The sequence below is a fragment of the Pseudomonas sp. UBA7500 genome, assembly GCF_002478435.1.
GTDB classification, from domain to species: Bacteria; Pseudomonadota; Gammaproteobacteria; order Pseudomonadales; family Pseudomonadaceae; genus Aquipseudomonas; species Aquipseudomonas palmensis.
This window is the reverse complement of sequence record NZ_DLNW01000034.1, coordinates 41,709-68,048: the sequence shown is the minus strand read 5'-3', so window position 1 is coordinate 68,048 and position 26,340 is coordinate 41,709. Positions and strand designations below refer to the sequence as shown.

General features: G+C 64.9%; 24 protein-coding genes. 19 read left to right on the top strand and 5 right to left on the bottom strand.

Annotated features, from left to right (window positions below):
• Positions 1–35 precede the first annotated feature (35 nt).
• Entirely contained in the window at positions 36–725 is a 690-nt protein-coding gene (locus B4I46_RS15480) for an alpha/beta fold hydrolase (protein ID WP_043862391.1), read from the bottom strand.
• 49 nt (positions 726–774) lie between these two features.
• On the opposite strand from B4I46_RS15480, the gene ccoN (B4I46_RS15475) reads away from it, so the two are divergent.
• The 14 genes from ccoN (B4I46_RS15475) to hemN all read left to right on the top strand — a co-directional run bounded on the left by ccoN (B4I46_RS15475) (position 775) and on the right by hemN (position 14,867).
• Positions 775–2,199, top strand: a complete 1,425-nt coding sequence (gene ccoN / locus B4I46_RS15475; protein ID WP_043862390.1) for a cytochrome-c oxidase, cbb3-type subunit I — start codon at positions 775–777, stop codon at positions 2,197–2,199.
• Between the two features lie 10 nt (positions 2,200–2,209).
• The gene (gene ccoO, locus B4I46_RS15470; protein WP_043862389.1) at positions 2,210–2,818 is read left to right on the top strand and encodes a cytochrome-c oxidase, cbb3-type subunit II; all 609 of its coding nucleotides are present in this window, start codon (positions 2,210–2,212) and stop codon (positions 2,816–2,818) included.
• Between the two features lie 5 nt (positions 2,819–2,823).
• Positions 2,824–3,021, top strand: a complete 198-nt coding sequence (locus B4I46_RS15465) for a cbb3-type cytochrome oxidase subunit 3 (RefSeq protein WP_043862388.1) — start codon at positions 2,824–2,826, stop codon at positions 3,019–3,021.
• Entirely contained in the window at positions 3,018–3,953 is a 936-nt protein-coding gene (gene ccoP, locus B4I46_RS15460) for a cytochrome-c oxidase, cbb3-type subunit III (RefSeq protein WP_043862387.1), read from the top strand. Before B4I46_RS15465 ends, ccoP (B4I46_RS15460) begins: the two co-directional genes overlap by 4 nt.
• Before the next feature lie 489 nt (positions 3,954–4,442).
• Complete coding sequence (ccoN, locus tag B4I46_RS15455; protein WP_043862386.1) at positions 4,443–5,885, top strand: cytochrome-c oxidase, cbb3-type subunit I; 1,443 nt, start codon at positions 4,443–4,445, stop codon at positions 5,883–5,885.
• Entirely contained in the window at positions 5,885–6,493 is a 609-nt protein-coding gene (ccoO, locus tag B4I46_RS15450) for a cytochrome-c oxidase, cbb3-type subunit II (RefSeq protein WP_043862385.1), read from the top strand. Before ccoN (B4I46_RS15455) ends, ccoO (B4I46_RS15450) begins: the two co-directional genes overlap by 1 nt.
• Positions 6,494–6,498: 5 nt before the next feature.
• On the top strand, positions 6,499–6,696 hold the full coding sequence (locus B4I46_RS15445) for a CcoQ/FixQ family Cbb3-type cytochrome c oxidase assembly chaperone (protein WP_043862418.1): 198 nt from the start codon (positions 6,499–6,501) through the stop codon (positions 6,694–6,696).
• Positions 6,693–7,673 carry a cytochrome-c oxidase, cbb3-type subunit III gene (ccoP, locus tag B4I46_RS15440; protein WP_043862384.1) on the top strand — a complete coding sequence of 327 codons (981 nt, stop codon included), beginning with the start codon at positions 6,693–6,695 and terminating at the stop codon, positions 7,671–7,673. The genes B4I46_RS15445 and ccoP (B4I46_RS15440) overlap by 4 nt, the downstream gene beginning before the upstream one ends.
• 293 nt (positions 7,674–7,966) lie before the next feature.
• Complete coding sequence (ccoG, locus tag B4I46_RS15435; protein WP_054915577.1) at positions 7,967–9,382, top strand: cytochrome c oxidase accessory protein CcoG; 1,416 nt, start codon at positions 7,967–7,969, stop codon at positions 9,380–9,382.
• Positions 9,383–9,394: 12 nt separating this feature from the next.
• On the top strand, positions 9,395–9,931 hold the full coding sequence (locus tag B4I46_RS15430) for a FixH family protein (RefSeq protein WP_043862382.1): 537 nt from the start codon (positions 9,395–9,397) through the stop codon (positions 9,929–9,931).
• Positions 9,932–10,044: 113 nt separating this feature from the next.
• Positions 10,045–12,498 (top strand): heavy metal translocating P-type ATPase, encoded by a 2,454-nt coding sequence (locus B4I46_RS15425; RefSeq protein WP_258662428.1) that lies wholly within the window; start codon positions 10,045–10,047, stop codon positions 12,496–12,498.
• 12 nt (positions 12,499–12,510) lie between these two features.
• Positions 12,511–12,726 carry a cbb3-type cytochrome oxidase assembly protein CcoS gene (gene ccoS, locus B4I46_RS15420; RefSeq protein WP_054915579.1) on the top strand — a complete coding sequence of 72 codons (216 nt, stop codon included), beginning with the start codon at positions 12,511–12,513 and terminating at the stop codon, positions 12,724–12,726.
• Entirely contained in the window at positions 12,719–13,402 is a 684-nt protein-coding gene (locus tag B4I46_RS15415) for a sulfite exporter TauE/SafE family protein (protein WP_043862379.1), read from the top strand. The genes ccoS and B4I46_RS15415 overlap by 8 nt, the downstream gene beginning before the upstream one ends.
• An 82-nt stretch (positions 13,403–13,484) precedes the next feature.
• Complete coding sequence (gene hemN, locus B4I46_RS15410) at positions 13,485–14,867, top strand: oxygen-independent coproporphyrinogen III oxidase (protein ID WP_058542025.1); 1,383 nt, start codon at positions 13,485–13,487, stop codon at positions 14,865–14,867.
• A 1-nt stretch (position 14,868) separates the two neighbouring features.
• Here hemN and B4I46_RS15405 read toward each other — a convergent pair whose 3' ends face one another.
• Positions 14,869–15,333, bottom strand: coding sequence for a hypothetical protein (locus tag B4I46_RS15405; RefSeq protein WP_043862377.1), 465 nt, complete (start codon positions 15,331–15,333; stop codon positions 14,869–14,871).
• Between the two features lie 159 nt (positions 15,334–15,492).
• Between B4I46_RS15405 and fnrA the strand changes: the two genes are divergently transcribed.
• Both fnrA and B4I46_RS15395 read left to right on the top strand, forming a co-directional pair.
• Positions 15,493–16,227 (top strand): Crp/Fnr family transcriptional regulator FnrA, encoded by a 735-nt coding sequence (fnrA, locus tag B4I46_RS15400; protein WP_043862376.1) that lies wholly within the window; start codon positions 15,493–15,495, stop codon positions 16,225–16,227.
• 54 nt (positions 16,228–16,281) lie between these two features.
• The gene (locus tag B4I46_RS15395; RefSeq protein WP_054915581.1) at positions 16,282–16,830 is read left to right on the top strand and encodes an adenine phosphoribosyltransferase; all 549 of its coding nucleotides are present in this window, start codon (positions 16,282–16,284) and stop codon (positions 16,828–16,830) included.
• Positions 16,831–16,928: 98 nt separating this feature from the next.
• Here B4I46_RS15395 and recR read toward each other — a convergent pair whose 3' ends face one another.
• The 3 genes from recR to dnaX all read right to left on the bottom strand — a co-directional run bounded on the left by recR (position 16,929) and on the right by dnaX (position 20,073).
• Entirely contained in the window at positions 16,929–17,531 is a 603-nt protein-coding gene (recR, locus tag B4I46_RS15390) for a recombination mediator RecR (RefSeq protein ID WP_043862374.1), read from the bottom strand.
• 98 nt (positions 17,532–17,629) lie between these two features.
• Complete coding sequence (locus B4I46_RS15385) at positions 17,630–17,956, bottom strand: YbaB/EbfC family nucleoid-associated protein (RefSeq protein WP_010226011.1); 327 nt, start codon at positions 17,954–17,956, stop codon at positions 17,630–17,632.
• A gap of 65 nt (positions 17,957–18,021) precedes the next feature.
• Positions 18,022–20,073, bottom strand: a complete 2,052-nt coding sequence (gene dnaX, locus B4I46_RS15380) for a DNA polymerase III subunit gamma/tau (protein ID WP_043862373.1) — start codon at positions 20,071–20,073, stop codon at positions 18,022–18,024.
• 493 nt (positions 20,074–20,566) lie between these two features.
• Here dnaX and bcsQ point away from each other — a divergent pair, with 493 nt between their 5' ends.
• From bcsQ to bcsB, 3 genes are read left to right on the top strand one after another with little or no spacing between them, the layout of a single operon-like run.
• Positions 20,567–21,781 carry a cellulose biosynthesis protein BcsQ gene (bcsQ, locus tag B4I46_RS15375; RefSeq protein ID WP_043862372.1) on the top strand — a complete coding sequence of 405 codons (1,215 nt, stop codon included), beginning with the start codon at positions 20,567–20,569 and terminating at the stop codon, positions 21,779–21,781.
• Positions 21,778–24,006: a UDP-forming cellulose synthase catalytic subunit gene (gene bcsA, locus B4I46_RS15370; RefSeq protein WP_043862371.1), complete on the top strand. Its 2,229-nt coding sequence runs from the start codon at positions 21,778–21,780 to the stop codon at positions 24,004–24,006. Before bcsQ ends, bcsA begins: the two co-directional genes overlap by 4 nt.
• On the top strand, positions 24,003–26,336 hold the full coding sequence (gene bcsB, locus B4I46_RS15365) for a cellulose biosynthesis cyclic di-GMP-binding regulatory protein BcsB (RefSeq protein ID WP_043862370.1): 2,334 nt from the start codon (positions 24,003–24,005) through the stop codon (positions 26,334–26,336). The genes bcsA and bcsB overlap by 4 nt, the downstream gene beginning before the upstream one ends.
• The last annotated feature ends 4 nt before the right edge of the window (positions 26,337–26,340 follow it).

The window sequence follows — 26,340 nt, the reverse complement described above, 5'->3', positions numbered from 1 at the left end:
CGTTGCAGGAGCCGGCCTTGCCGGCGAAGCGGCCATCAGCGTAAAAACGCCACGATGCTGTCCGCCGCCGCCCCCAGGTGGTGCGCATGGCTGAACCCCGAGGCCTTCAGCGGCTTCAAGTCATGATCCCCTGCCACCAGCCAGCACAGCTCGATGGCTGACGACAGTGCATACCCCTCCACCGTCTCGCGATTGCCCAGCGCATCACGCTCGCCCTGCACGATCAGGGTTGGCGTCTTCAGTTCGGCCAGGTGCGCCACCCGCGGCTTCTCGGGCTTGCCTGCGGCATAGAACGGATACCCCAGGCACACCAGCGCATCCACCCCCAGTTCGTCCGCCACCAGGCTGGCCATGCGCCCGCCCATGGACTTGCCGCCGATCACCAGCGGCCCAGCGACCAATGGTCGCACCTGGGCCACCACTTCGCGCCAGCAGTCGAGCAGGCGGGCCTGGGGGTTTGGCGGCCTTCTGCCACCATCGAGCCGGCGCTGGGCCATGTAGGGAAACTCGAAGCGCAGTACCGCCAGCCCTTGCGCGGCAAGCCTCTGCGCCATGTCGGTCATGAACGCGCTGTCCATGGGTGCGCCCGCGCCGTGGGCCAGGATCAGGCACCCCAGGGGCGACGCATCTGCCTGATTTTGCGGGGCATCGTACAACCAGCCGCGTTGTTCGACCCACTGCGCCCATTGATCCCCGTCAATACCGGCCACTTGCCCATTACTCATGCTTGCCTCGCTGTTTAGCCTGCCTATAACCGTGGATGGGAACCCATACATGAACACAACCAGCAGTACCGCCTACAACTACCAGGTGGTCCGCCAATTCGCCATTATGACGGTGGTGTGGGGAATCGTCGGGATGGGGCTCGGCGTTTTTCTCGCCGCGCAGCTCGTCTGGCCTTCACTCAACTTCGACCTCCCGTGGACCAGCTTCGGGCGCCTGCGCCCCTTGCACACCAACGCGGTGATCTTCGCCTTCGGGGGCTGTGCACTGTTCGCCGCCTCCTACTACTCGGTACAGCGTACCTGCCAGACCGTGCTGTTCTCGCCACGCCTTGCCGCCTTTACCTTCTGGGGCTGGCAACTGGTGATCGTGCTCGCGGCCGTCAGCCTGCCGCTGGGTTATACCAGCTCCAAGGAATACGCCGAACTGGAATGGCCGATCGACATCCTGATCACCATCGTCTGGGTGGCCTACGCCGTGGTGTTCTTCGGCACCCTGATGAAGCGCACCACCAAGCACATCTACGTGGGCAACTGGTTCTTCGGTGCGTTCATCATCACCGTGGCGATCCTGCATATCGTCAACAACCTGGAAATCCCGGTCAGCCTGACCAAGTCGTACTCGCTGTACGGCGGCGCCACCGACGCGATGGTGCAATGGTGGTACGGCCACAACGCCGTAGGCTTCTTCCTGACCGCAGGCTTCCTGGGCATGATGTACTACTTCGTGCCCAAGCAGGCCGAGCGCCCGGTGTACTCGTATCGCCTGTCGATCGTGCACTTCTGGGCCCTGATCACCCTGTACATCTGGGCCGGCCCGCACCACCTGCACTACACCGCCCTGCCCGACTGGGCGCAGTCGCTGGGCATGGTGATGTCGCTGATCCTGCTGGCGCCCAGCTGGGGCGGCATGATCAACGGCATGATGACCCTCTCGGGCGCCTGGCATAAGCTGCGCAGCGACCCGATCCTGCGCTTTCTGGTGGTATCGCTGGCGTTCTACGGCATGTCGACCTTCGAAGGCCCGATGATGGCGATCAAGACCGTCAACGCCCTGTCGCACTACACCGACTGGACCATCGGCCACGTACACGCCGGCGCCCTTGGCTGGGTAGCGATGATCTCGATCGGCGCGCTGTACCACATGATCCCGAAAGTGTTCGGCCGCGAGCAGATGTACAGCCTGGGCCTGATCAACGCGCACTTCTGGCTGGCGACCATCGGCACCGTGCTGTACATCGCCTCGATGTGGGTCAACGGCATCGCCCAGGGCCTGATGTGGCGTGCAGTCAACGCCGACGGCACCCTGACCTACTCCTTCGTCGAAACCCTGGTGGCCAGCCACCCTGGCTTCATCGTGCGGTTCGTGGGCGGTGCGATCTTCCTCACCGGCATGTTCCTGATGGCCTGGAACACCTGGCGCACCGTGCGTGCCCCAGCGGGCGAGACCGCCAACGCCACTGCGCAGCTGGCCTGAGGAGAACCTGATGAAACACGAAGTAATCGAGAAGAACGTCTTCCTGCTGGTGCTGTTGATGGTGTTTGCCGTCAGCATCGGCGGCCTGACCCAGATCGTCCCGCTGTTCTTCCAGGACGTCACCAACAAGCCGGTCGAAGGCATGAAGCCCTACACCGCGCTGCAGCTGGAAGGCCGCGACATCTACATCCGTGAAGGCTGCGTACAGTGCCACTCGCAGATGATCCGCCCGTTCCGCGCCGAAACCGAACGCTACGGCCACTACTCGGTAGCCGGTGAAAGCGTGTGGGACCACCCGTTCCTGTGGGGCTCCAAGCGTACCGGGCCTGACCTGGCCCGCGTCGGCGGCCGCTACTCCGACGACTGGCACCGTGCGCACCTGTACAACCCGCGCAACGTGGTACCCGAGTCGAAGATGCCGGCCTACCCGTGGCTGGTGGCCAACCCGGTCGACAGCAGCCATACCGAGACCAAGCTGCGCGTGATGCGCACCCTGGGCGTGCCCTACAGCGACGACGATATCACCGGCGCCGTGGCCTCGCTCAAGGGCAAGTCCGAGATGGACGCGCTGGTCGCCTACCTGCAGGTGCTCGGCACCGCGATCAAGAACAAGAGGTAAGCGCCATGGACTTCACACTGGATATCGGCCAGTTGCGCGGCCTGGGCACCCTGCTGGTAGCCATCGCCTTCATCGGCCTGGCGCTGTGGGTGTTCAGCGGCCGGCGTGACCGCGAGTTCGCCGAAGCGAGCCTGCTGCCGTTCGCCGACGATCGCCTTGTACCTGCCGCCAAAGAATCCGAATCGAGGAGTAACGGGCAATGACCACCTTCTGGAGTACGTACATCTGCGTACTGACCATCGGTAGCCTGATCGGCCTGACCTGGCTGCTGCTCAGCACCCGCAAGGGCCAGAGCAAGGGCACCACCGACCAGACCATGGGCCACAGCTTCGACGGCATCGAGGAGTACGACAACCCGCTGCCCAAGTGGTGGTTCTGGCTGTTCGTCGGCACCCTGGTGTTCTCGGTGGGCTACCTGATCCTGTACCCGGGCCTGGGCAACTGGAAAGGCATCCTGCCCGGCTACGAGAACGGCTGGACCGGCGCCAACGAGTGGCAAAAGGAAATGGACCGCGCCGACGCCAAGTTCGGGCCGATCTTCGCCAAGTTCGCCGCCATGCCGGTGGAGGAAGTGGCCAAGGACCCGCAGGCGCTGAAAATGGGCGGTCGCCTGTTCGCCTCCAACTGCTCGGTGTGCCACGGCTCGGACGCCAAGGGTGCCTACGGCTTCCCCAACCTCACCGACAATGACTGGCGCTGGGGCGGTGACCCGGAAACCATCAAGGCTTCGATCATGGGCGGTCGTCACGGCGTGATGCCGGCCTGGGCCGAAGTGATCGGCGAGCAGGGCGTGGCCGATGTGGCCGGGTTCGTGCTGACCAACCTCGATGGCCGCAGCCTGCCCAAGGACGCCAAGGCCGACGTGGAAAACGGCAAGCAGCTGTTCGCCACCAACTGCGTGGCCTGCCACGGACCGGAAGGCAAAGGCACCCCGGCGATGGGCGCACCTGACCTGACCCACCCGCAGGCATTCATCTACGGTTCGAGCTATGCCCAGCTGCAGCAGACCATCCGTTACGGCCGTCAGGGCCAGATGCCGGCGCAGCAGGACATTCAGGGCAACGACAAGGTCCACCTGCTGGCGGCCTATGTCTACAGCCTGTCGCAACCGGCAGAGAACGTAACTGCCAAGTGAAACGATGATGTAACTGAGCCTTGACTCAAACCGCCGCATCGACAACGGTGCGGCGGTTCCCACCGCCCCTTGCGACCAAGTGTCGCACCCCGCCGCACACCCGCCTTGCACCCCCCCTGATCGAGACTAAGCTTGTTGCCACAGTGGCTTGAAGTCTTGCACCTGAATGCACCTTTTTGGCGCACTTTCTGTTCGCGAGCCACCACCAAAGGCTGATGGATCCCGGCCCAAGTGCGAATTGCCTGCCCTGACCACGCAGGACGATAGTGCCAAGGCAGCTTAATGCGTGCACAACGAAAGCGGAATAATGGTGCACATTATCGCCTTGCGATTGTGTACAATTCCCACCGCCAATCGGCTGGAAACGCCGTAAAATCGGCCTTCGCAAGGTGCGGCGCGATTTCCATCGCGTTGCAATAACCACACGGTTTATACATACTTGCGCCGATTTTTTAACCAACAAAAACACCCAAACCGTGGAACCTTAGAATGAGCACAGCAATCAGTCCGACTGCTTATAACTATAAGGTCGTCCGCCAGTTCGCCATCATGACGGTGGTCTGGGGGATCCTTGGCATGGGCCTCGGTGTCTTCATCGCCTCGCAACTGGTCTGGCCTCAGCTGAACCTGGACCTGCCGTGGACGAGCTTTGGACGCCTGCGCCCCCTGCACACCAACCTGGTGATCTTCGCCTTCGGTGGGTGCGCACTGTTTGCCACTTCCTACTATGTCGTGCAGCGAACCTGCCAGACGCGACTGATTTCCGACAGCCTCGCGGCCTTCACCTTCTGGGGCTGGCAAGCGGTGATCGTCGGCGCGCTGGTCACCCTGCCGCTGGGCTACACCACGACCAAGGAATACGCAGAACTGGAATGGCCTATCGCCATTTTGCTGGCCATCGTGTGGGTTACCTACGGTGCGGTGTTCTTCGGCACCATCGTCAAGCGCAAGACCAAGCACATCTATGTGGGCAACTGGTTCTACGGTGCCTTCATCGTGGTGACCGCGATGCTGCACATCGTCAACCACGCCTCGCTGCCGGTCAGCCTGTTCAAGTCGTACTCGGCCTACTCGGGCGCGACCGACGCGATGATCCAGTGGTGGTACGGCCACAACGCCGTAGGCTTCTTCCTGACCACCGGCTTCCTGGGCATGATGTACTACTTCGTACCCAAGCAGGCCGAACGCCCGATCTACTCGTATCGCCTGTCGATCGTGCACTTCTGGGCGCTGATCACCCTGTACATCTGGGCAGGCCCCCACCACCTGCACTACACCGCACTGCCCGACTGGGCGCAGTCGCTGGGCATGGCGATGTCGATCATCCTGCTGGCCCCGAGCTGGGGCGGCATGATCAACGGCATGATGACCCTGTCGGGCGCCTGGCATAAGCTGCGCACCGACCCGATCCTGCGTTTTCTGGTGGTGTCGCTGGCGTTCTACGGCATGTCGACCTTCGAAGGCCCGATGATGGCGATCAAGACCGTCAACTCGCTGTCGCACTACACCGACTGGACCATCGGCCACGTACACGCCGGCGCTCTGGGCTGGGTAGCGATGATCTCGATCGGCGCGCTGTACCACATGATTCCGAAAATCTATGGCCGCGTGCAGATGCACAGCGTGGGCCTGATCAACGCGCACTTCTGGCTGGCGACCATCGGCACCGTGCTGTACATCGCCTCGATGTGGGTCAACGGCATCACCCAGGGCCTGATGTGGCGCGCCATCAACGACGACGGCACCCTCACCTACTCCTTCGTCGAAGCGCTGCAGGCCAGCCACCCGGGCTTTATCGTGCGTGCACTGGGCGGTGCGTTCTTCGCCTCCGGCATGCTGCTGATGGCCTACAACGTTTGGCGCACCGTCCGCGCCTCGCAGCCGGCCGAAGCTGAAGCCGCCGCTCAGATCGCTGTCGTTGGAGCTCACTGATGAAGCACGAAGTAGTCGAGAAGAATATCGGCCTGCTGGCCTTCTTCATGGTCATCGCCGTGAGCATCGGCGGCCTGACCCAGATCGTCCCGCTGTTCTTCCAGGACGTCACCAACAAGCCGGTCGAGGGCATGAAGCCCCGCGTCGCGCTGGAGCTGGAAGGCCGCGACATCTACATCCGTGAAGGCTGCGTGCAGTGTCACTCGCAGATGATCCGTCCGTTCCGCGCCGAAACCGAGCGCTACGGCCACTACTCGGTAGCCGGTGAAAGCGTATGGGACCACCCGTTCCTGTGGGGTTCCAAGCGTACCGGGCCTGACCTGGCCCGCGTCGGCGGCCGCTACTCCGACGACTGGCACCGCGCGCACCTGTACAACCCGCGCAACGTGGTGCCGGAGTCGAAGATGCCGGCCTACCCGTGGCTGGTGGAGAACACCCTCGACGGCAAGCTGACCGCCAGGAAAATGGAAGTGTTGCGTACCCTCGGCACGCCCTACACCGACGAGGACATCGCCGGTGCCCGCGACGCGGTCAAGGGCAAGACTGAAATGGACGCTCTGGTTGCCTACCTGCAAGGGCTGGGCACCATCATCAAAAGCAAACGGTGACCTTGATGGATATCGGGATGATTCGTGGCCTGGGCACCGTCGTGGTGATGGTGGCCTTCATCGGCCTGGCGTTGTGGGTATTCAGTTCTCGGCGCAAGTCCGAGTTCGACGAAGCGACCATGCTGCCCTTCGCGGATGATCCCGAAGCCAGCAAGCACGTCGAGCAAGCGCAAGCGAGCGCTTCTAGGAGTAACAAAGAATGACTACCTTCTGGAGTCTGTACGTCACCGTTCTGAGTCTGGGTACCATCTTTGCCCTGACCTGGCTGCTGCTGTCCACCCGCAAGGGCCAGCGCAGCGAAACCACCGAAGAAACCGTGGGCCACGCCTACGACGGCATCGAGGAATACGACAACCCGCTGCCCAAGTGGTGGTTCATGCTGTTCGTGGGCACCATCGTGTTCGCCCTGGGCTACCTGGTGCTGTACCCGGGCCTGGGCAACTGGAAAGGCCTGCTGCCGGGCTACCAGTACCTGGACAACGAAAACAAGGTGGCCTTTGCCAACGGCGAGTCGGGCTGGACCGGCGTGCACGAGTGGGAAAAGGAAATGGCGCGCTCGGATGCCAAGTTCGGGCCGATCTTCGCCAAATTTGCAGCGATGCCAATTGAAGAAGTGGCCAAGGACCCGCAAGCCCTGAAGATGGGTGGCCGCCTGTTCGCCTCCAACTGCTCGGTATGCCACGGCTCCGACGCCAAGGGCTCCTACGGCTTCCCCAACCTGACCGACGACGACTGGCGCTGGGGCGGCGAGCCCGAGACCATCAAGGCCACCATCATGGGCGGTCGTCACGGCGTGATGCCGGCGTGGGCCGAAGTGATCGGCGAGCAGGGCGTGGCCGATGTGGCCGGGTTCGTGCTGACCAACCTCGATGGCCGCACCCTGCCCAAGGACGCCAAGGCCGACGTGGAAAACGGCAAGAAGCTGTTCGCCGCCAACTGCGTGGCCTGCCACGGGCCGGAAGGCAAAGGCACCCCGGCGATGGGCGCGCCCAACCTGACCCATCCGCAGGCGTTCATCTACGGCTCGAGCTACGCCCAGCTGCAGCAGACCATCCGTTACGGCCGCCAGGGCCAGATGCCGGCGCAGCAGGACATTCAGGGCAACGACAAGGTCCACCTGCTGGCGGCCTATGTCTACAGCCTGTCGCACCAGCCAGAGAAAACCGCCGAAGCGCAGTGAACATGCCCCGGCTGTGAAAAGGCCCCGCCAGTGTTGCTGGCGGGGCCTTTTTATTGGCGCAGGCCCCTTCTGCCGGCAAGCCGGCCAAGGGGCCGGATCTGCCACCCACGTGACTCAGGTCAATTGACAAGCTCCACTACACTATCGCCCGCCACTAACCAACGCGACCAAAGGTCGCACTGCACCCTGTACCGCAATGACAGGCGTATCATGCGCCCTAGAGCAGCAACAACTTCTGACTGCGGTCGGCATGTACTGGCCGCGGCACTTTTCCACTGCCGTGGGACTCAATGATGAGCAAACAGATTCCAGTACATGACGTCACCCCACCTGCCAAGAAAGATGCCGGCGGCGTCGACCTCTATGCCGCACGGGAAAAGATCTACACCCGCGCCTTCACCGGCCTGTTCCGCAACCTGCGCATGGCCGGCGGGGCCCTCCTGTTTCTGCTGTACTTCGGTACCGTCTGGCTGAACTGGGGCGGGCACCAGGCCGTGTGGTGGAACCTGCCCGAGCGCAAGTTCTACATCTTCGGCACCACCATCTGGCCCCAGGACTTCATCCTGCTCTCGGGCATCCTGATCGTCGCGGCCTTCGGCCTGTTCTTCATCACCGTGTTCGCCGGGCGCGTGTGGTGCGGCTATACCTGCCCGCAAAGCGTGTGGACCTGGATCTTCATGTGGTGCGAGAAGGTCACCGAAGGCGACCGCAACCAGCGCATCAAGCTCGACAAGGCGCCCATGAGCGCCAACAAGCTGCTGCGCAAGCTGGCCAAGCACAGCCTGTGGCTGAGCATCGGCTTCGTCACCGGCATGACCTTCGTCGGCTACTTCAGCCCCATTCGCGAACTGAGCATCGAATTCTTCACCGGCCAGGCCGACGGCTGGGCCTACTTCTGGGTCGGCTTCTTCACCCTGGCCACCTACGGCAACGCCGGCTGGCTGCGTGAGCAGGTGTGCATCTACATGTGCCCGTATGCGCGCTTCCAGAGCGTGATGTTCGACAAGGACACGCTGATCGTGTCGTACGACCCGCGTCGCGGCGAAACCCGCGGCCCGCGCAAGAAGGACATGGACTACAAGGCCAAGGGCCTGGGCGACTGCATCGACTGCACCATGTGCGTGCAGGTGTGCCCGACCGGCATCGACATCCGCGACGGCCTGCAGATCGAGTGCATCGGCTGCGCCGCCTGCATCGATGCCTGCGACACCATCATGGACAAGATGGAGTACCCGCGCGGGCTGATCAGCTACACCACCGAGCACAACCTGTCGGGGCAGAAGACGCACATGCTGCGCCCGCGCCTGATCGGCTACTTCGTGGTGCTGCTGGTGATGATCGGCCTGCTGGCCACCGCCTTCCTCATGCGCCCGCTGGTGGGCTTCGACGTGAGCAAGGACCGCGTGCTGTACCGCGAGAACGCCCAGGGCCGCATCGAGAACGTGTACAGCCTCAAGGTGATGAACAAGGACCAGCGCGACCACGTGTACGTGCTCGATGCCTCCGGCCTGCCGGACCTCAAGCTCGAAGGCGCGCGGGAGATCCGCGTGGCGGCCGGCGATATCGTCAGCCTGCCGGTACAACTGTCGATGGCACCGGAAGATCTGCCTTCGACTGCCAACGAAGTCACCTTCACCCTCAAGGACGCCGACGACAACGGCACCCAGGTCGAAGCCAAGAGCCGTTTCATCGGCCCCAACATTCGCTAAGAGAGTAGAGACATGCCTGCAAACGCCTCCAGCCCCTGGCACCACCACCTCTGGCCGTGGATCATCATCGGCGTGCTGGCCACGTCGGTGACCTTGAGCCTGACCATGGTGACCATCGCGGTGAACAACCCGGACAACCTGGTCAACGACAACTACTACGAGGCTGGCAAGGGCATCAACCGCTCGCTGGACCGCGAGCTGCTGGGGCAGAGCCTGAAGCTCAAGGCCAGCGTGCACCTGGACGAGCTGACCGGCGAAGTGGACCTGCGCCTGAGCGGTGACAGCCAGCCGCAGACCCTGGAGCTGAACCTGATCTCGCCGACCCAGCCGGAGAAGGACCGCAAGATCATGCTGACCCGCAGCGAAAGCGAGCCCGGACGTTACCTGGGGCAGTTGAGCGACAAGGTCGAGGGCCGGCGTTTCGTCGAGCTGCTGGGTACCGAAAAGGGCCAGGTATGGCGCCTGTTCGAAGAAGAGCAAGTGGCGCACGACACCACGCTGATGCTGGGTGACGAGGCGCTGCAAGGGGCTGAACACCTCGAGAAATGAGTCGACTGCAATCGCGGGTCAAGCCCGCTCCCACAGGGTTTTCGGTGCTCAAACACCCTGTGGGAGCGGGCTTGACCCGCGACAAGGTCACCACCCATCTGCGATAGATAACAATGACCAGCCCCACGCCTTGCTACCACTGCGCCCTGCCCGTCCCGGCCGGCAGCCACTTCACCGCCGTGGTACTCGGCGAACCCCGTGCATTCTGCTGCCCCGGCTGCCAGGCCGTGGCCGAAGCCATCGTCGCCGGCAACCTGGAAAGCTACTACCAGCACCGCAGCGAAGCCAGCGCCAACCCCGACGCGCTGCCCGTGCAACTGGTCGACGAACTGGCCCTGTACGATCGCAGCGACGTGCAGAAGCCTTTTGTGCGCCACACCGGCGAACTCGCTGAAACCACCCTGATGATCGAAGGCATCAGTTGCGCCGCCTGCGGCTGGCTGATCGAAAAGCACCTGCGCAACCTGCCGGCGGTGGCCGAGGCGCGACTGAACCTGTCCAACCATCGCCTGCAGGTGCAATGGGCCGACAGCCAGCTGCCGCTCTCGCAACTGTTGGGTGAACTGCGCCATATCGGCTACGCCGCCCACCCCTACCAGGCCGACCGCGCCGCCGAGCAGTTGGCCAGCGAGAACCGCACCGCCCTGCGCCAGCTCGGCGTGGCCGGCCTGCTGTGGTTCCAGGCCATGATGGCAACCATGGCCACCTGGCCCGAGTTCAACATCGACCTGAGCCCGGAGCTGCACACCATCCTGCGCTGGGTGGCACTGTTTCTCACCACGCCTATCGTGTTCTACAGCTGCGCGCCGTTCTTCAAGGGCGCCGCCCGCGACCTGCGCACCCGCCACCTGACCATGGACGTCTCGGTGTCGCTGGCCATCGGCCTGGCCTACTTCGCCGGCATCTGGACCGCCATCACCGGCAGCGGCGAGCTGTATTTCGATGCGGTGGGCATGTTCGCGCTGTTCCTGCTGGCCGGGCGCTACCTGGAACGCCGTGCCCGCGAGCGCACCGCCGCAGCCACCGCGCAACTGGTCAACCTGCTGCCGGCCTCGTGCCTGCGCCTGGATGCCGACGGCAACAGCCAGCGCATCCTGCTGCGCGAGCTGCAGACCGGCGACCGGGTCCTGGTACACCCGGGCGCGGTGCTGCCCGCCGACGGGCGCATCATCGACGGCCAGTCGAGCGTCGACGAATCGCTGCTGACCGGCGAGTACCTGCCGCAACCGCGCCAGCGCGGCGATGCGGTGACGGCCGGCACGCTGAACATCGAGAGCGTACTGACCGTGCAGGTGCAGGCCCTGGGCCAGGACACCCGACTGTCGGCCATCGTGCGCCTGCTCGAACGCGCCCAGTCGGAAAAACCTCGCCTGGCCGAGATCGCCGACCGTGCCTCGCAGTGGTTCCTGCTGTTCTCGCTGGTGGCCGCCGCGGCCATCGGCCTGCTGTGGTGGGAACTGGACCCCTCGCGGGCGTTCTGGATCGTGCTGGCCATGCTGGTCGCCACCTGCCCCTGCGCACTCTCGCTGGCCACCCCCACCGCGCTCACCGCGGCCACCGGCACGCTGCACAAGCTCGGCCTGCTGCTCACCCGCGGCCATGTGCTGGAGGGCCTGAACCAGATCGACACGGTGATTTTCGACAAGACCGGCACCCTCACCGAGGGGCGCCTGACATTGCGCGCCATCCGCCCGCTGGGGACGCTGGACGCCGACCAGTGCCTGACCCTCGCCGCCGCCCTCGAAAGCCGCTCCGAGCACCCGATCGCCCGCGCCTTCGGGCGCACCATCACGGTCGCCGACGACGTGCAGAGCACGCCGGGGCTGGGTCTTGAGGGGCAGGTGGAGAACCGCCGCCTGCGCATCGGCCAGGCCGACTTCGTGTGCGCCCTGAGCCACAGCGCAGCGCCGGCGATGCCCGATGAACCCGGGCAGTGGCTGCTGCTGGGCGACAGCCACGGGCCGCTGGCCTGGTTCGTGCTCGACGACCGCCTGCGCCACGACGCCGCGGACCTGCTGGCAGCCTGCCGTGCCCGCGGCTGGCAGACCCTGCTGCTGTCGGGCGACAGCTCGCCGATGGTGGCCAGCGTCGCCGCCGAGCTGCGCATCGACCAGGCCGTCGGCGGCCTGCGCCCGGACGACAAGCTGCAACGGCTCAAGGCCCTGCAGGCCAAGGGACACAAGGTGCTGATGCTGGGTGACGGGGTCAACGACGTGCCGGTGCTGGCCGCGGCCGACATCAGCATTGCCATGGGCTCGGCCACCGACCTGGCCAAGACCAGCGCCGATGCGGTGCTGTTGTCCAACCGCCTGGAGGCGCTGGTGCAGGCTTTCGGCCTGGCGCGCCGCACGCGCCGGATAATCATCGAGAACCTGCTGTGGGCTGGCCTGTACAATGGCCTCATGCTGCCGTTCGCCGCACTGGGCTGGATCACTCCGATCTGGGCGGCGGTCGGCATGTCGGTCAGTTCGCTGATCGTGGTGCTCAACGCCCTGCGCCTTACGCGCATCCGCGAGCTGCCTGCCACCGCCCCTATCGTCGACGCCGCACACCCCGCGACGGCCTGACCCGGAGACCCCATGCCCGCGCTCTACGTCATGATTCCCGCCGCGCTGCTGATCGTCGCGATCGCCGTGTACATCTTCTTCTGGGCCGTGGACAGCGGCCAGTACGACGACCTCGAAGGCCCGGCCCACAGCATCCTGTTCGACGACCAGGACCCCAAGCACCAGGCCGCCCTGGACCAGGCCGAGCCGCGCAAGCCCGACGACAGCGGCGCCCCGCCCCATGCTTGACCTGTTGCCGCTGCTGAGTTCGGCGCTGATCCTCGGCCTGCTGGGGGGCGGCCACTGCCTGGGCATGTGCGGCGGCCTGATGGGCGCACTCACCCTGGCCATTCCCAAGGCGCAGCGCAGCCGGCGCTTTCAGCTGCTGCTGGCGTACAACCTGGGGCGCATCCTCAGCTATGCCGCTGCCGGCCTGCTGCTGGGCCTGGCCGGCTGGGCGGTGGCGGGCGGCCCGCTGGCCACCGGCATGCGCGTGCTCGCGGCGCTGCTGCTGATCAGCATGGGCCTGTACCTGGCCGGCTGGTGGAGCGGCCTGACCCGCATCGAAAGCCTGGGGCGCGGCCTGTGGCGGCACATACAGCCGGTGGCCAATCGCCTGCTGCCGGTGTCGAGCCTGCCGCGCGCGCTGCTGCTGGGCGCGCTGTGGGGCTGGTTGCCGTGCGGGCTGGTCTACAGCACCCTGCTGTGGGCCGCCAGCCAGGGCAACGCCACCCACAGCGCCCTGCTGATGCTGGCCTTCGGCCTGGGCACCTGGCCGGTGTTGCTGGCCACGGGGCTGGCTGCCGAGCGCACCAGCGCCCTGCTGCGCAAGCGCGGGGTACGCGTGACGGGGGGCCTGCTGGTGATCCTGTTCGGCCTGTGGACCCTGCCGGGGCCGCACCAGCACTGGCTCATGGGGCACTGAACACCCGTTGATACAAATCAACACGCCCTGACACAACGCTCCCTAGACTCCGGACACTGCCGCCATTCCAGGGACTGCCACCATGCTCGACGCCCTCCACTGGGACCCCGACCTTATTCGCCGTTACGATCTGGCGGGCCCGCGCTACACTTCCTACCCGACCGCCGTGCAACTGCACAGCCAGGTCGGCTCGTTCGACCTGTTGCACGCCCTGCGTGACAGCCGCCGCGCCGCGCGCCCGCTGTCGCTGTACGTGCACGTGCCGTTCTGCGCCAACATCTGCTACTACTGCGCCTGCAACAAGGTGATCACCAAGGACCGCGGTCGCGCCCAGCCCTACCTGCAGCGCCTGGAGCAGGAAATCCAGCTGATCGCCTGCCACCTGGACCCGCGCCAGACCGTGGAGCAGTTGCACCTGGGCGGCGGTACACCGACGTTCCTCAGCCACGCCGAACTGCGCCAGCTGATGACGCACCTGCGTCAGCACTTCAACCTGCTGGATGATGATTCGGGCGACTACGGCATCGAGATCGACCCGCGCGAGGCCGACTGGTCGACCATGGGGCTGCTGCGCGAACTGGGCTTCAACCGTGTCAGCCTGGGCGTGCAAGACCTCGACCCCGTGGTGCAACGGGCCATCAACCGCCCGCAAAGCCTGGAGCAGACCCGCGCGATCATCGAGGCCGCGCGCACCCTGCAGTTTCGCTCGATCAACCTCGACCTGATCTACGGCCTGCCCAAGCAGAGTACCGAAGGCTTTGCACGCACCGTCGAGGAAGTGATCAAGCTGCAGCCCGACCGCCTCTCGGTGTTCAACTATGCGCACCTGCCCGAGCGTTTCATGCCCCAGCGGCGCATCGACAGCAGCGACCTGCCGGCGCCTGCGCTGAAACTGGAAATGCTGCACAACACCATCGAGCAGCTGACCGAGGCAGGCTATCGCTACATCGGTATGGACCATTTCGCCCTGCCCGACGACGAACTGGCCATTGCCCAGGAAGAGTCGACCCTGCAGCGCAACTTCCAGGGCTACACCACCCACGGCCACTGCGACCTGATCGGCCTTGGCGTGTCGGCCATCAGCCAGATCGGCGACCTGTACTGCCAGAACAGCAGTGATCTGAACGAATACCAGAACACCCTCGGCGCCTCGCAGCTGCCCACCAGTCGCGGCCTGATCTGCAACGAGGACGACCGCATCCGCCGCGCGGTGATCCAGCAGCTGATCTGCCATTTCGAACTGGAGTTCGAGACCATCGAGCGCGCCTTCACCCTCGATTTTCGCGGTTACTTCAACGCGCAGTGGCCTGCCCTGCTGGGCATGGCCAAGGACGGCCTGATCAGCCTGGATGCCAACGGGATCAAGGTGTTGCCGGCGGGGCGCCTGCTGGTACGCTCGGTATGCATGGTGTTCGATGCCTACCTGGACCTGCACAACCGCCAGCGGTTTTCGCGGGTGATTTGAATCAGCCCATCAACTCGAACACCTTCGCGACCTGATCAAGGCTCAGGTTCTCCTGCTTCATGGCCTTGTTCAGGTTGGCGGTGGCGGTGGTGATTGCCCCCGTCAGCGTGGCGATCTCACCCTGCAGCGATGAGACCTTTTGCCGCATCTGCTCGGGGGTCAGGGAGTTGTCTCGCATGACGGCCTGCATCTGCTGCATCTTTTCAGCCAGTTGCTGCTGCAGCTTGCGGATGGTCTTGAGGGTCTGCTGGATGGTCTGGGGCAGACCGCTTTCCTCGATGTCCTTGTTGCCACCGCTGCTTTTGGACGCCTGCAGGCCCGCCAGGGACAGGTTGACCCTGACCCCCTCCTTGGCAGGAGCCTCGGCCGGTTGGGCGCTCTGGGCACCGTCGACATTGGTCTTGGCGACAGGGGGTTTGAGTTGGGTTGCAGCGCTATTCAGAGGATTTGAATCGATAGAGAGCATGGACAGTCTTTCCTGTTAAGGACACTATTCCAGGTCATCGGCCAAACATCGCCGATCTTGAGCCCAGCACGCACCAAAAGCGCGCACGCTGGCCTGAACCCGGCCGTCTGAGTTACCCTTACGGCTTATGTGTGCTTTCCCCAGAAGGATCGAATGAAAATGTCCGAGCCAGTTAAACTGCGCCCTCACAACCAGGCCCATTGCAAGGATTGCAGCCTGGCGCCCTTGTGCCTGCCTCTTTCGCTGAATCTGGAAGACATGGACGCACTGGACGAAATCGTCAAGCGCGGGCGTCCGTTGAAAAAAGGCGAGTTTCTGTTCCGCCAGGGCGACAACTTCGGCTCGGTTTACGCCGTGCGCTCCGGCGCCCTGAAGACCTTCAGCCTGAGCGACGCGGGCGAGGAGCAGATCACCGGCTTCCACCTGCCCAGCGAACTGGTCGGGCTGTCGGGCATGGACACCGAGGCCTACCCGGTATCGGCGCAGGCCCAGGAAACCACTTCGGTGTGCGAGATCCCCTTCGAGCGCCTGGACGAGCTGTCGGTGCAACTGCCGCAGCTGCGTCGCCAACTGATGCGGGTGATGAGCCGCGAGATTCGCGACGACCAGCAGATGATGCTGCTGCTGTCCAAGAAGACTGCGGACGAGCGCATCGCCACCTTCCTGGTCAACCTGTCGGCGCGCTTTCGCGCACGCGGCTACTCGGCCAACCAGTTCCGCCTGAGCATGTCGCGCAACGAGATCGGCAACTACCTGGGCCTGGCGGTGGAAACCGTGTCACGGGTGTTCACGCGCTTCCAGCAGAACGGCCTGATCGAGGCCGAAGGCAAGGAAGTACGCATCATCGACCCGATTCAGCTGTGCGCCCTGGCCGGCGGCTCGCTGGACAGCTGACACCTGGCGCAGCAGGTATACTGGCTGGCGTTTGCCCTTCAGGATACCTGCCCCATGCCGACCGATGCGTTCGACCTCAAATCCCTGATCCGCCCGGTAACGGACTTTCCCAAGCCGGGGGTGATCTTTCGCGACATTACTCCGCTGTTCCAGTCCCCTCGGGGCCTGCGCCACGTTGCCGACCAATTCATCGAACGCTATGTCGAGGCTGACTTCAGCCATGTCGGGGCGCTGGATGCGCGCGGCTTCCTGATCGGCTCGATCATTGCCCACCAGCTCAACAAGCCGCTGATCCTGTTTCGCAAGCAGGGCAAGCTGCCGGCCGATGTGCTGGCCGAGGGTTACCAGACCGAATATGGCGAGGCGTTTCTGGAAGTGCATGCCGACAGCCTGTGCGAGGGCGATGCGGTGCTGATCATGGATGACCTGATCGCCACCGGCGGCACCCTGCTGGCAGCGGCCAGCCTGATACGGCGCATGGGGGCGGCCGTGTTCGAGGCGGCGGCGATCATCGACCTGCCGGAGCTGGGCGGCTCGCAGAAGCTGCAGGCGGCAGGGGTGCAGACGTTCTGCCTGACCGAGTTTTCGCTCAGCGAATATTGATGGGGCCGCTGTGCAGCCAATCGCGGGTCAAGCCCGCTCCCACAAGGTGTTACGCAACCCCTGTAGGAGCGGGCTTGACCCGCGATTGGCCGGCACGGTCACAGCGTGATCGGCTTGCGCCCCGCGAACGAATGCGCCAGCGTTCCGCCATCCACCAGTTCCAGCTCCCCGCCCAGCGGCACACCATGGGCGATGCGTGAAGCCACCAGCCCCTTGTCCGCCAGCAGCTGCGCGATGTAATGCGCCGTGGCCTCCCCTTCCACCGTGGGGTTGGTGGCCAGGATCACCTCGGTGAAGCTGCCCTGCTCGGCAATGCGCGCCAGCAACTGCGGAATCCCGATGGCCTCCGGCCCCAGGCCGTCCAGTGGCGACAGATGCCCCTTGAGCACGAAGTAGCGGCCGCGATAACCGGTCTGCTCCACCGCGTACACGTCCATCGGCCCCTCCACCACGCACAGCAGGGTGTCGTCACGCCGTGGATCGGCGCACTGCGGGCACAGCTCCTGCTCGGTCAGGGTGCGGCACTGACGGCAATGCCCCACCCCCTCCATGGCCTGGCTCAACGCCTGGGCCAGGCGCACGCCGCCGCTGCGGTCACGCTCCAGCAGTTGCAGGGCCATGCGCTGGGCGGTTTTCTGACCCACACCCGGCAGCGTGCGCAAGGCGTCGATCAGTTGGCGAATCAAGGGGCTGAAGCTCATGGTAAAAGGCCTGGCAGATCATCGGTTGAACGGAAAAACGACGATGGGAGCGACAACCGACTGGCTGTGCTCCCACCGAGGGTCACGCAGGCAATGCCTCAGAACGGCATCTTGAAGCCCGGCGGCAGTTGCATGCCGGCGGTCATGCCACCCATCTTTTCCTGGCTGTTGGCCTCGACCTTGCGCACCGCATCGTTCACGGCCGCAGCGATCAGGTCTTCCAGCACTTCCTTGTCTTCCTGCATCAGGCTGTCGTCCAGGCTGATGCGCTTGACGTCATGGCGACCGGTCATCACCACGCTGACCAGGCCGGCGCCCGATTGGCCGGTCACTTCGGCGTTGGCCAGCTCTTCCTGCATCTTGGCCATTTTTTCCTGCATCTGCTGTGCCTGCTTCATCAGGCCGGCCATGCCACCTTTCATCATGGGAATCACCTCGGTATCAAGTTACTTGGCACACCGCGGCAGACCGCGGTGCTGGGGTAAACGGGTTATTCGCCCTGGGCCACCAGGGCGTCGACAGGTTCAATAGTATCGTGACGCACGGTGGCGCCGAACTGCTGGATCATCTGCTGGATGAACGGATCGTTCTCGATCGACGCCTCGGCCTCGCGCTGACGGTCGGCACGCTTGCGCGACGCGGCCTGGGCCGGGGTTTCCTGCTCGGGGCGGATCAGCTCGATGCTCAGGTTAAGGGTACGCCCAAGGTGCTGGTTGAGCGCATCGTTCAGGCGCCGCTGCTGGGTGGCGTTGAACAGGGCGCTGTGCGCCGGGTCCAGGTGCAGCAGCCAGTTGTCGCCGTCCATCGCGATCAGCGTGCAGTTGGCGGCGATGCTGCCGGTCATGCCCGAAATCGGCAGCAGCGGGAACATCTCCAGCCATTGCAACGCCAGGCCGGTGGCCGGTTGCGCAGCAGGCTCTGGCTCGGGCTCCGGTGCAGGCTCCGGCGCGGTCTCGCTGGCCAGCTCGTCCAGGTAGCTGTAGCCCACCGGGTCGATCTCGGCGTCGTAGTAATCTTCGTCCAGCGGTGGCTCGTCGTCGCGCTCCATGCCCGCCGGGCTATAGCTGGCGTGGTCGGCGATCGGTGGCTCATCGTGATGCGCGATGGCCGGCGCGGGCGCGGCTGGCACGGGCGCAGCAATCGCCTCGGGTTCAGGTTCGGGTTCCGGTTCGGGTTCAGGCGCCGCAGCAAGCTCGGGCGCAGGCGCGGCCGGCTCGTTCCAGGGCAGGTCGACCTCGGGCGCGGGCGGCTCGGCAACCTGCGCTTGCAGTACTGGCGCAGCCTGCACCGGCGGCTCGGGTTCGGGCTGCGGGCGGGCAACAGGTTCGGCAACGGGCGTGGGCACGACCGGTGCAGCCACCACCGGCGCGGCGACCGCTGCCACCGCGGGTGGGGAGTCAGCTGTGGCCTGGCTGATCCCCGTCGACTTTAGCGTCGGTGTCGGCGCATCGACGGTGTCGGCCGGGCGGAACGCCAACATGCGCAACAGCACCATCTCGAAGCCGCCACGCGGGTCGGGGGCCAGCGGCAGATCGCGCCGGCCGATCAGGCCCATCTGGTAATAGAACTGCACATCTTCGGCCGGCAGAGCGCCGGCCAGCGCCAGCACGCGGTCACGATCACCCTGGCCGTTGTCCACCGCCTCGGGCAGCGCCTGGGCCACCGCCACGCGGTGAAGCACATTGAGCATTTCAGACAGCACGCCGTTCCAGTCCGGCCCCTGCTCGGCCAGGTGCCGCACGGCTTCGAGCAGGGCCCGTGCGTCCCCTTCGAGCAGGGCCTGGAGCACGCCATAGACCTGGCCGTGATCGAGGGTGCCGAGCATGGCGCGCACATCCGCCGCCAGCACCTTGCCTTCGCCAAAGGCGATGGCCTGGTCGGTGAGGCTCATGGCATCGCGCATCGAACCGTCGGCGGCGCGGCCCAGCAACCACAGGGCGTCGTCTTCGAACGGCACGTTCTCGACCCCGAGCACATGGCTCAGGTGCTCGACCACCCGCTCGGGGGTCATGTTCTTGAGCGAGAACTGCAGGCAGCGCGACAGGATGGTGGCGGGCAGCTTCTGCGGGTCGGTGGTGGCAAGAATGAACTTGACGTAGGGCGGCGGCTCTTCAAGCGTCTTGAGCAAGGCGTTGAACGAGTGGCTGGAGAGCATGTGCACTTCGTCGATCAGGTAGACCTTGAAGCGCCCGCGGCTTGGCGCGTACTGCACGTTGTCGAGCAGCTCGCGGGTATCCTCGACCTTGGTGCGGCTGGCGGCGTCGATCTCGATCAGGTCGACGAAGCGCCCCTCGTCGATCTCGCGGCACACCGAACAGGTGCCGCACGGTGTCGAGGTAATGCCGGTTTCACAGTTGACGCATTTGGCGATGATGCGCGCGATGGTGGTCTTGCCCACCCCGCGGGTGCCGGTGAACAGGTAGGCGTGGTGCAGCCGCTGGTTGTCCAGCGCGTTGATCAGGGCCTTGAGCACATGGGTCTGGCCGACCATTTCGCGGAACGAGCGCGGACGCCATTTACGTGCAAGAACCTGATAACTCATCGAAAACCGTCGGATAGATAGACCAAAGACCGCTAATCCTAGCGGAGCAGGGGCAAAAATGCATCCGCCGTGCATGGGCACGCCGGCCAGTCACCGTTGATCGGACAACGGCCCGGGCTGGCCGGTTGCCTGTCCTCTGACTGAACACGCGCCAGGCAAAGCTTGGTAACCTATGTGCCAATCGTGAAACAAACTGATATATGTCAGCACGACTTATCAGTCATTTCCTACAAGCTAGGCTAAGCTTTATGCCGTTCGTGCCGACCTTGTTCAAGAACGGCATCCATCGTGCAGATGCGCTGCACAGGCAGCGACAAAATAGTCAAACTTATGGCGGTATTTTTTTAACTCGGCGAAAATGCGAAAAACCAGCCCAGAAATAAACAAAATATTGACACTATCAGTTTGATATCACACATTAGCATCCTAGCAGTGTGACAGACCTTATCTGCCCCAGCAGTTGATCAGATAGCCGTAGGCCGGGATTACACATATGAGTCATGCAGACGACATTGGAAATCTGTTCACCAGGTTTGGGGCAAGTGCGGACAGCTATAAAGAAATCGACACCGAGTTCGAATACCTCGAACCCGCGCTGACGGTGGCTGAACCGATCACACCTGCTGCCGCGCCCGAGCCGGTTGCCCCGGTGGCCGCGACCCTGGCGGCCCTGAAGCTGCCGCCGACCCTGGCATCGGTGCCTGCGCCGGTACAGGCACCAGCTCCTGCGCCGGCAGTCGTTGCGGTGCCCGCGCCCGTGAAGCGTATACCGCCCGCTCCCGAACCGGCTGCACAGCCCGCCGGCGCCCCCCTGTCGCTGCGTGAACAACTCGAAGCGGCGGCTCGCCTGCGCCATGCCACGGCCCAGGGGCTGAATCAGGGTGCACTGGAGCATGCCATGCACAAACCGGCACCGACACGCCCCCAGGCCAGCATCATCGCTGTGGTTTCGGCCAAGGGTGGTGTGGGCAAGACCACCTTTGCCGCCGCGCTGGCCAAGCTGCTGGAGCGCCCGCACGGTCGCGTGGTGGCACTGGACCTGGACCCGCAGAACAGCCTCGCCAGCCAACTGATGCTGCCGCGTACCGCCCCCGGTCTGAGCCAGGCTACCGACAGCGACGAACCCTGGAGCATCCACTGCCACCCAGTGCCCGACTCGACCGCCGAATGCCTGCCATTCGGGCACGCCGACGCCACCCAGTTGCGCAGCCTGGAGCAGCGCCTGGCCAACCAGCCTAGCTGGCTGCTGCAGCAATTGGCAACGCTGGCACTGACACCCGCTGACGTACTGATCATCGACCTGCCCACCGGCGCCACCCCATGGCTTGCGCCAGTGCTGGAGATGGCCGACCAGGTGGTGGCCCTGACCCTGCCGACTCCAGCCGCCTACCGCGTGCTGGATGAACTGCAGGCCTGGCTTGCGCCCCTGCACCAGCGCAGCCCCGCGCCGCGCTGCGGCTACCTGATCAACAAGGTCGACCCCACCCGCGCGCTGGACCTGGACATGTGCCAGGTATTGCGCCAGCGCATCGGTCGCGAGCTGCTGGGCATGGTCCGTCTCGACCACAGCCTGGACGAAGCCCAGGCCTTCGAATTCGATCCGTTCGTCAAGGTGCCCGACAGCCCTGCCTGCCAGGACCTGCGCGACGTGGCGCATGCCCTTGGCGCCCACCTCGCCCATCACCACCAACAGTCCGGTACCCCATGACCGCCCCCTTAGACCAGGCGTCTGCAGTGCAGGCGCCCAACACGGTTGCGCGCTTGAATGTCTGGCTCGAACGCTTCGGGCAATGGCCCGCCCCGGTGCTGCGCGCGCTGAAGATCGGTGCCGGCCTGATCGGCGCCCTGCTGCTGGTGGCCGTGGTCACCGCCCCCCTGGAGCTGGAGCGCCAGTTCGCCTTCGCCGCCCTGTGCTTCGCCGGCCTGCTGATACTGCGCAAGCTGCCCGGGCGCCTGCCGGTGCTGGCCATGGTGGTGTTGTCGCTGGTGGCCACCCTGCGTTATGTGTACTGGCGCGTCACCGACACGCTGGGCTTCGACAGCTGGCTGGACATCGTGTTCGGTTACGGCCTGGTGGCAGCAGAGTTCTATGCCCTGGTGGTGCTGGCGTTCGGCTATATGCAGACCGCCTGGCCCTTGCAGCGCAAGCCCAAGATTCTTACCCAGGACCCCAAGGACTGGCCCACGGTGGATGTGTTCATCCCCACCTACAACGAAGCGCTGAGCATCGTGAAGCTGACGATCTTCGCCGCCCAGGCCATCGACTGGCCGCGCGACAAGCTGCGCGTGCACGTGTTGGATGATGGCCGCCGCGACGATTTTCGCGAGTTCTGCCGGCAGATCGGGGTCAACTACATCGTGCGCGCCGACAACGTCCACGCCAAGGCCGGCAACCTCAACGAGGCCCTGAAAGTCACCGACGGCGAGTACATCGCCATTTTCGACGCTGACCACGTGCCCACGCGCTCCTTCCTGCAGGTGGCGATGGGCTGGTTCCTCAAGGACCCGAAACTGGCCCTGCTGCAGACCCCGCACTTCTTCTTTTCGCCCGACCCGTTCGAGAAGAACCTCGACACGTTCCGCTCGGTGCCCAACGAGGGCGAGCTGTTCTACGGCCTGGTGCAGGACGGCAACGACCTGTGGAACGCCACCTTCTTCTGCGGCTCGTGTGCAGTGATCCGCCGCAGCCACCTGCTGGAAGTGGGCGGCGTGGCCATCGAGACGGTGACCGAAGATGCGCACACCGCGCTCAAGCTCAACCGCAAGGGCTACAACACCGCGTACCTGGCGATCCCCCAGGCTGCGGGCCTGGCCACCGAGAGCCTGTCGCGGCACATCAGCCAGCGCATCCGCTGGGCACGCGGCATGGCGCAGATCTTCCGTACCGACAACCCGTTCATCGGCAAGGGCCTGAGCTTCGGCCAACGCGTGTGCTACGTGAACGCCATGCTGCACTTCTTCTACGGCCTGCCGCGCCTGGTCTTCCTGACCGCGCCGCTGGCGTACCTGATCTTCGGCGCGCAGATCTTCCACGCCTCGGCGCTGATGATCACCGCCTACGTACTGCCGCACATCTTCCACGCCAGCCTGACCAACTCGCGTATCCAGGGGCGCTTTCGCCATTCGTTCTGGAACGAGGTCTACGAGTCGGTGCTGGCCTGGTACATCATGCGCCCGGTACTGGTGGCGCTGATCAACCCCAAGCTCGGCGGCTTCAACGTTACCGACAAGGGCGGCATCATCGACAAGGAATACTTCGACTGGGAGCTGGCGCGCCCCTACATCATCCTGCTGACCCTGAACCTGATCGGCATGGTGTTCGGTGTGGTGCAACTGATCTGGGGCGACCCGGCCGCGGCCATCACCATCATCATCAACCTGGCCTGGACGATCTACAACGTGATCATCACCAGCGCTGCCGTTGCGGTTGCCAGTGAAACCCGCCAGGTGCGTTCCGAGCCGCGCGTGCGCGCCGAGCTGCCGATTCAGGTGCAGACCGCCGACGGCACCACCATCGACTGCACCACCGTGGACTTCTCGCAAAAGGGCGTGGGCTTCAAGCTTCCCGAGGGCCAGAGCCTGCACAAGGGCCAGGACATCCAGGTGATCCTGATGCGCAAGCAGCAGGCCTGCGTACTGCCGGCCACCGTGGTGTTCAGCCGTGGCGCCATGGTCGGGGTGCAGTTCAAGCCGCTGACCTTGCGCCAGCAAAGCGACTTCGTGCGCCTGACCTTCTCGCGGGCCGATACCTGGGCCGCAACCTGGGGTGGCAGCAAGCCCGACACCCCGTTGAGCGCCCTGCACGATGTGAGCCGCATCGGCGTGCGCGGCATCATGGACCTGGCCCAGGCGACCCTCAGCGCCCTGCGCCATCGTCGCTACAAGCGCAAGCAAGCCCCCACCCACCTCGAACCTTCGTTGGACTCGCAATGACCGTCATGCTTCATACCGACCAACAAGTGAACCTGTCGCGCCGTTCTCGCCGTCTGCTCGCCGGCTCGCTGCTGTGCCTGGGCAGCCTGCTGCAACCTGCCCAGGCCGATGAGGTCGCGGCCAGCGCAGCGGCGCCCGCCACGGAGCCCGCCGCCAGCGAAACGGCGCCGGCGGCACCGGATGCGGCCGGCGAAAAGTACCAGCTCAGCCTCAAGCAGCTGGGCAAGAACTACACCATGAGCCTGCGTGGCGTGGAGTCGACCGACACGGTCAACTTCGACGTGCGGGCCGACGAGGTGGTGACCGGCGCGCAACTGACCCTGCAATACACCTATTCGCCAGCGCTGCTCAGCGACCTCTCGCAGATCAACATCATGGTCAACGACGAAGTGGCCGCCAGCCTGCCGTTGCCCAAGGAAAACGCCGGCGTCCTGCAAAAGCAGGTGATCGACATTCCGCCGTACCTGATCACCGAGTTCAACCGGCTCGGCGTGCAGTTGATCGGCCACTACACCATGCAGTGCGAAGACCCGCTGCATTCGAGCCTGTGGGCCAAGATCAGCAACGAAAGCCAGTTGAGCCTGCAGGTCAAGCCGGTGGTGCTGCCCAACGACCTGGCCCTGCTGCCGCTGCCGCTGTTCGATCGTCGCGACCCACGCGCCCTGAGCCTGCCGTTCGTGTTTGCCGTGGCCCCCGACAACACCACCCTCGAAGCGGCGGGCGCGGTGTCGTCGTGGATCGGTGCACTGGCCAGCTACCGTGGCGCAAACTTCCCCACCAACCTGCACAGCCTGCCCGCCAGCGGCAACGCAGTGGTGCTGGTCAACACCGCCGAGGCCAACCAGGTCGAGGGCCTGACGCTGCCCGACCTCAAGGGCCCGACCCTGTCGCTGGTGAGCAACCCCAACGACCCGCACGGCAAGCTGCTGGTCATCGCCGGACGCGACAGCGCCGAACTCAAGCGCGCCGCCACCGCCCTGGTGATCGGCTACCGCAGCTTCTCCGGCCCCAGCGTGCAGATCGACACCGTCAATGCGCTGCAGCCACGCCAGCCGTATGACGCGCCCAACTGGCTGCCGACCGATCGCCCGGTGCGCCTTGGCGAGCTGATCGACCCGCGTCAGCTCAATGTGTCGGGCTACAACCCCGGCATGATCACCGTGCCGGTGCGCCTGCCACCCGACCTGTTCAACTGGCGCGAACAGGGCGCCCGGCTGGACCTCAAGTACCGCTACACCCCACAGCAGACCTCGTCCAACTCTTCGCTGCTGGTGAGCTTCAACGACACTTTCATCAAGTCGATGAACCTGCCCTCGATCGAGCGCCTGGGCGGCGGCGACAGCCTGCTGGCAGCCCTGAAGAAAGACGACAGCATCGCCCGCGAGGCGAGCATGCTGCTGCCGCTGGACTCGGTCGCCCTGCAGTCGCGCCTGCAGTTCCGCTTCATGTACGACTACATCAAGCAGGGTGAATGCCGCGACATCATCATCGACAACATGCGCGGCGCCATCGACCCGGACTCCACCCTGGACCTGAGCGGCTACGACCACTTCATCGCCATGCCCAACCTGGGCGTGTTCAAGGACAGCGGCTTCCCGTTCACGCGCCTGGCCGACCTGTCCGACTCGGCGGTGATACTGCCCGACAACGCCGGCAGCGCCGACTGGAGCGCCTACCTCACCGTGCTCGGACGCTTTGGCGACTCCACCGGCTACCCGGCCACCGCCGTCACCGTGGCCCAGGCCGGCCAGGTCGATGCCCTGGCCGACAAGGACCTGCTGGTGCTGGCTTCCGGCGACAACCAGCCACTGCTCAAGACCTGGGCCGACTACCTGCCCAGCAGGACCCAGGACGCCAGGCATTACGTGGAGTTCTCCGACCTGCCGATGCGCCTGCGCGAATGGATCAGCCCCGATCCCAAGGCCAACCTGCGCGCCGCGCGCGGTGCGCTCACCTTCACCGGCGAGAACCGCAGCTCGTACGTCACCGGGTTCGAGTCGCCGCTCAAGAGCGGGCGCAGCGTGGTGGTGCTGTCCAGCCCGCAGCCGCAGAACCTGGTGGAGGTCACCGACGCCCTGATCGGCGGCGAACAGTACACCCAGGCACTGCAAGGCAGCCTTGTGGTGATCAACGGCAGGAATGTCGAATCGCTGGTGGCCGAGCAGGCCTACTACGTGGGGCACCTGGGGCCGTTCCGTTACATCCAGTGGCTGCTGTCCCAGCATGTACCGGCGCTGCTGCTGTTGACCCTGCTGGGGGTTGCCCTGGTCAGCCTGGTGGCGTTCTTCTCGCTGCGCGCCCAGGCCAAACGTCGCCTCAACATCGAGTAATCGC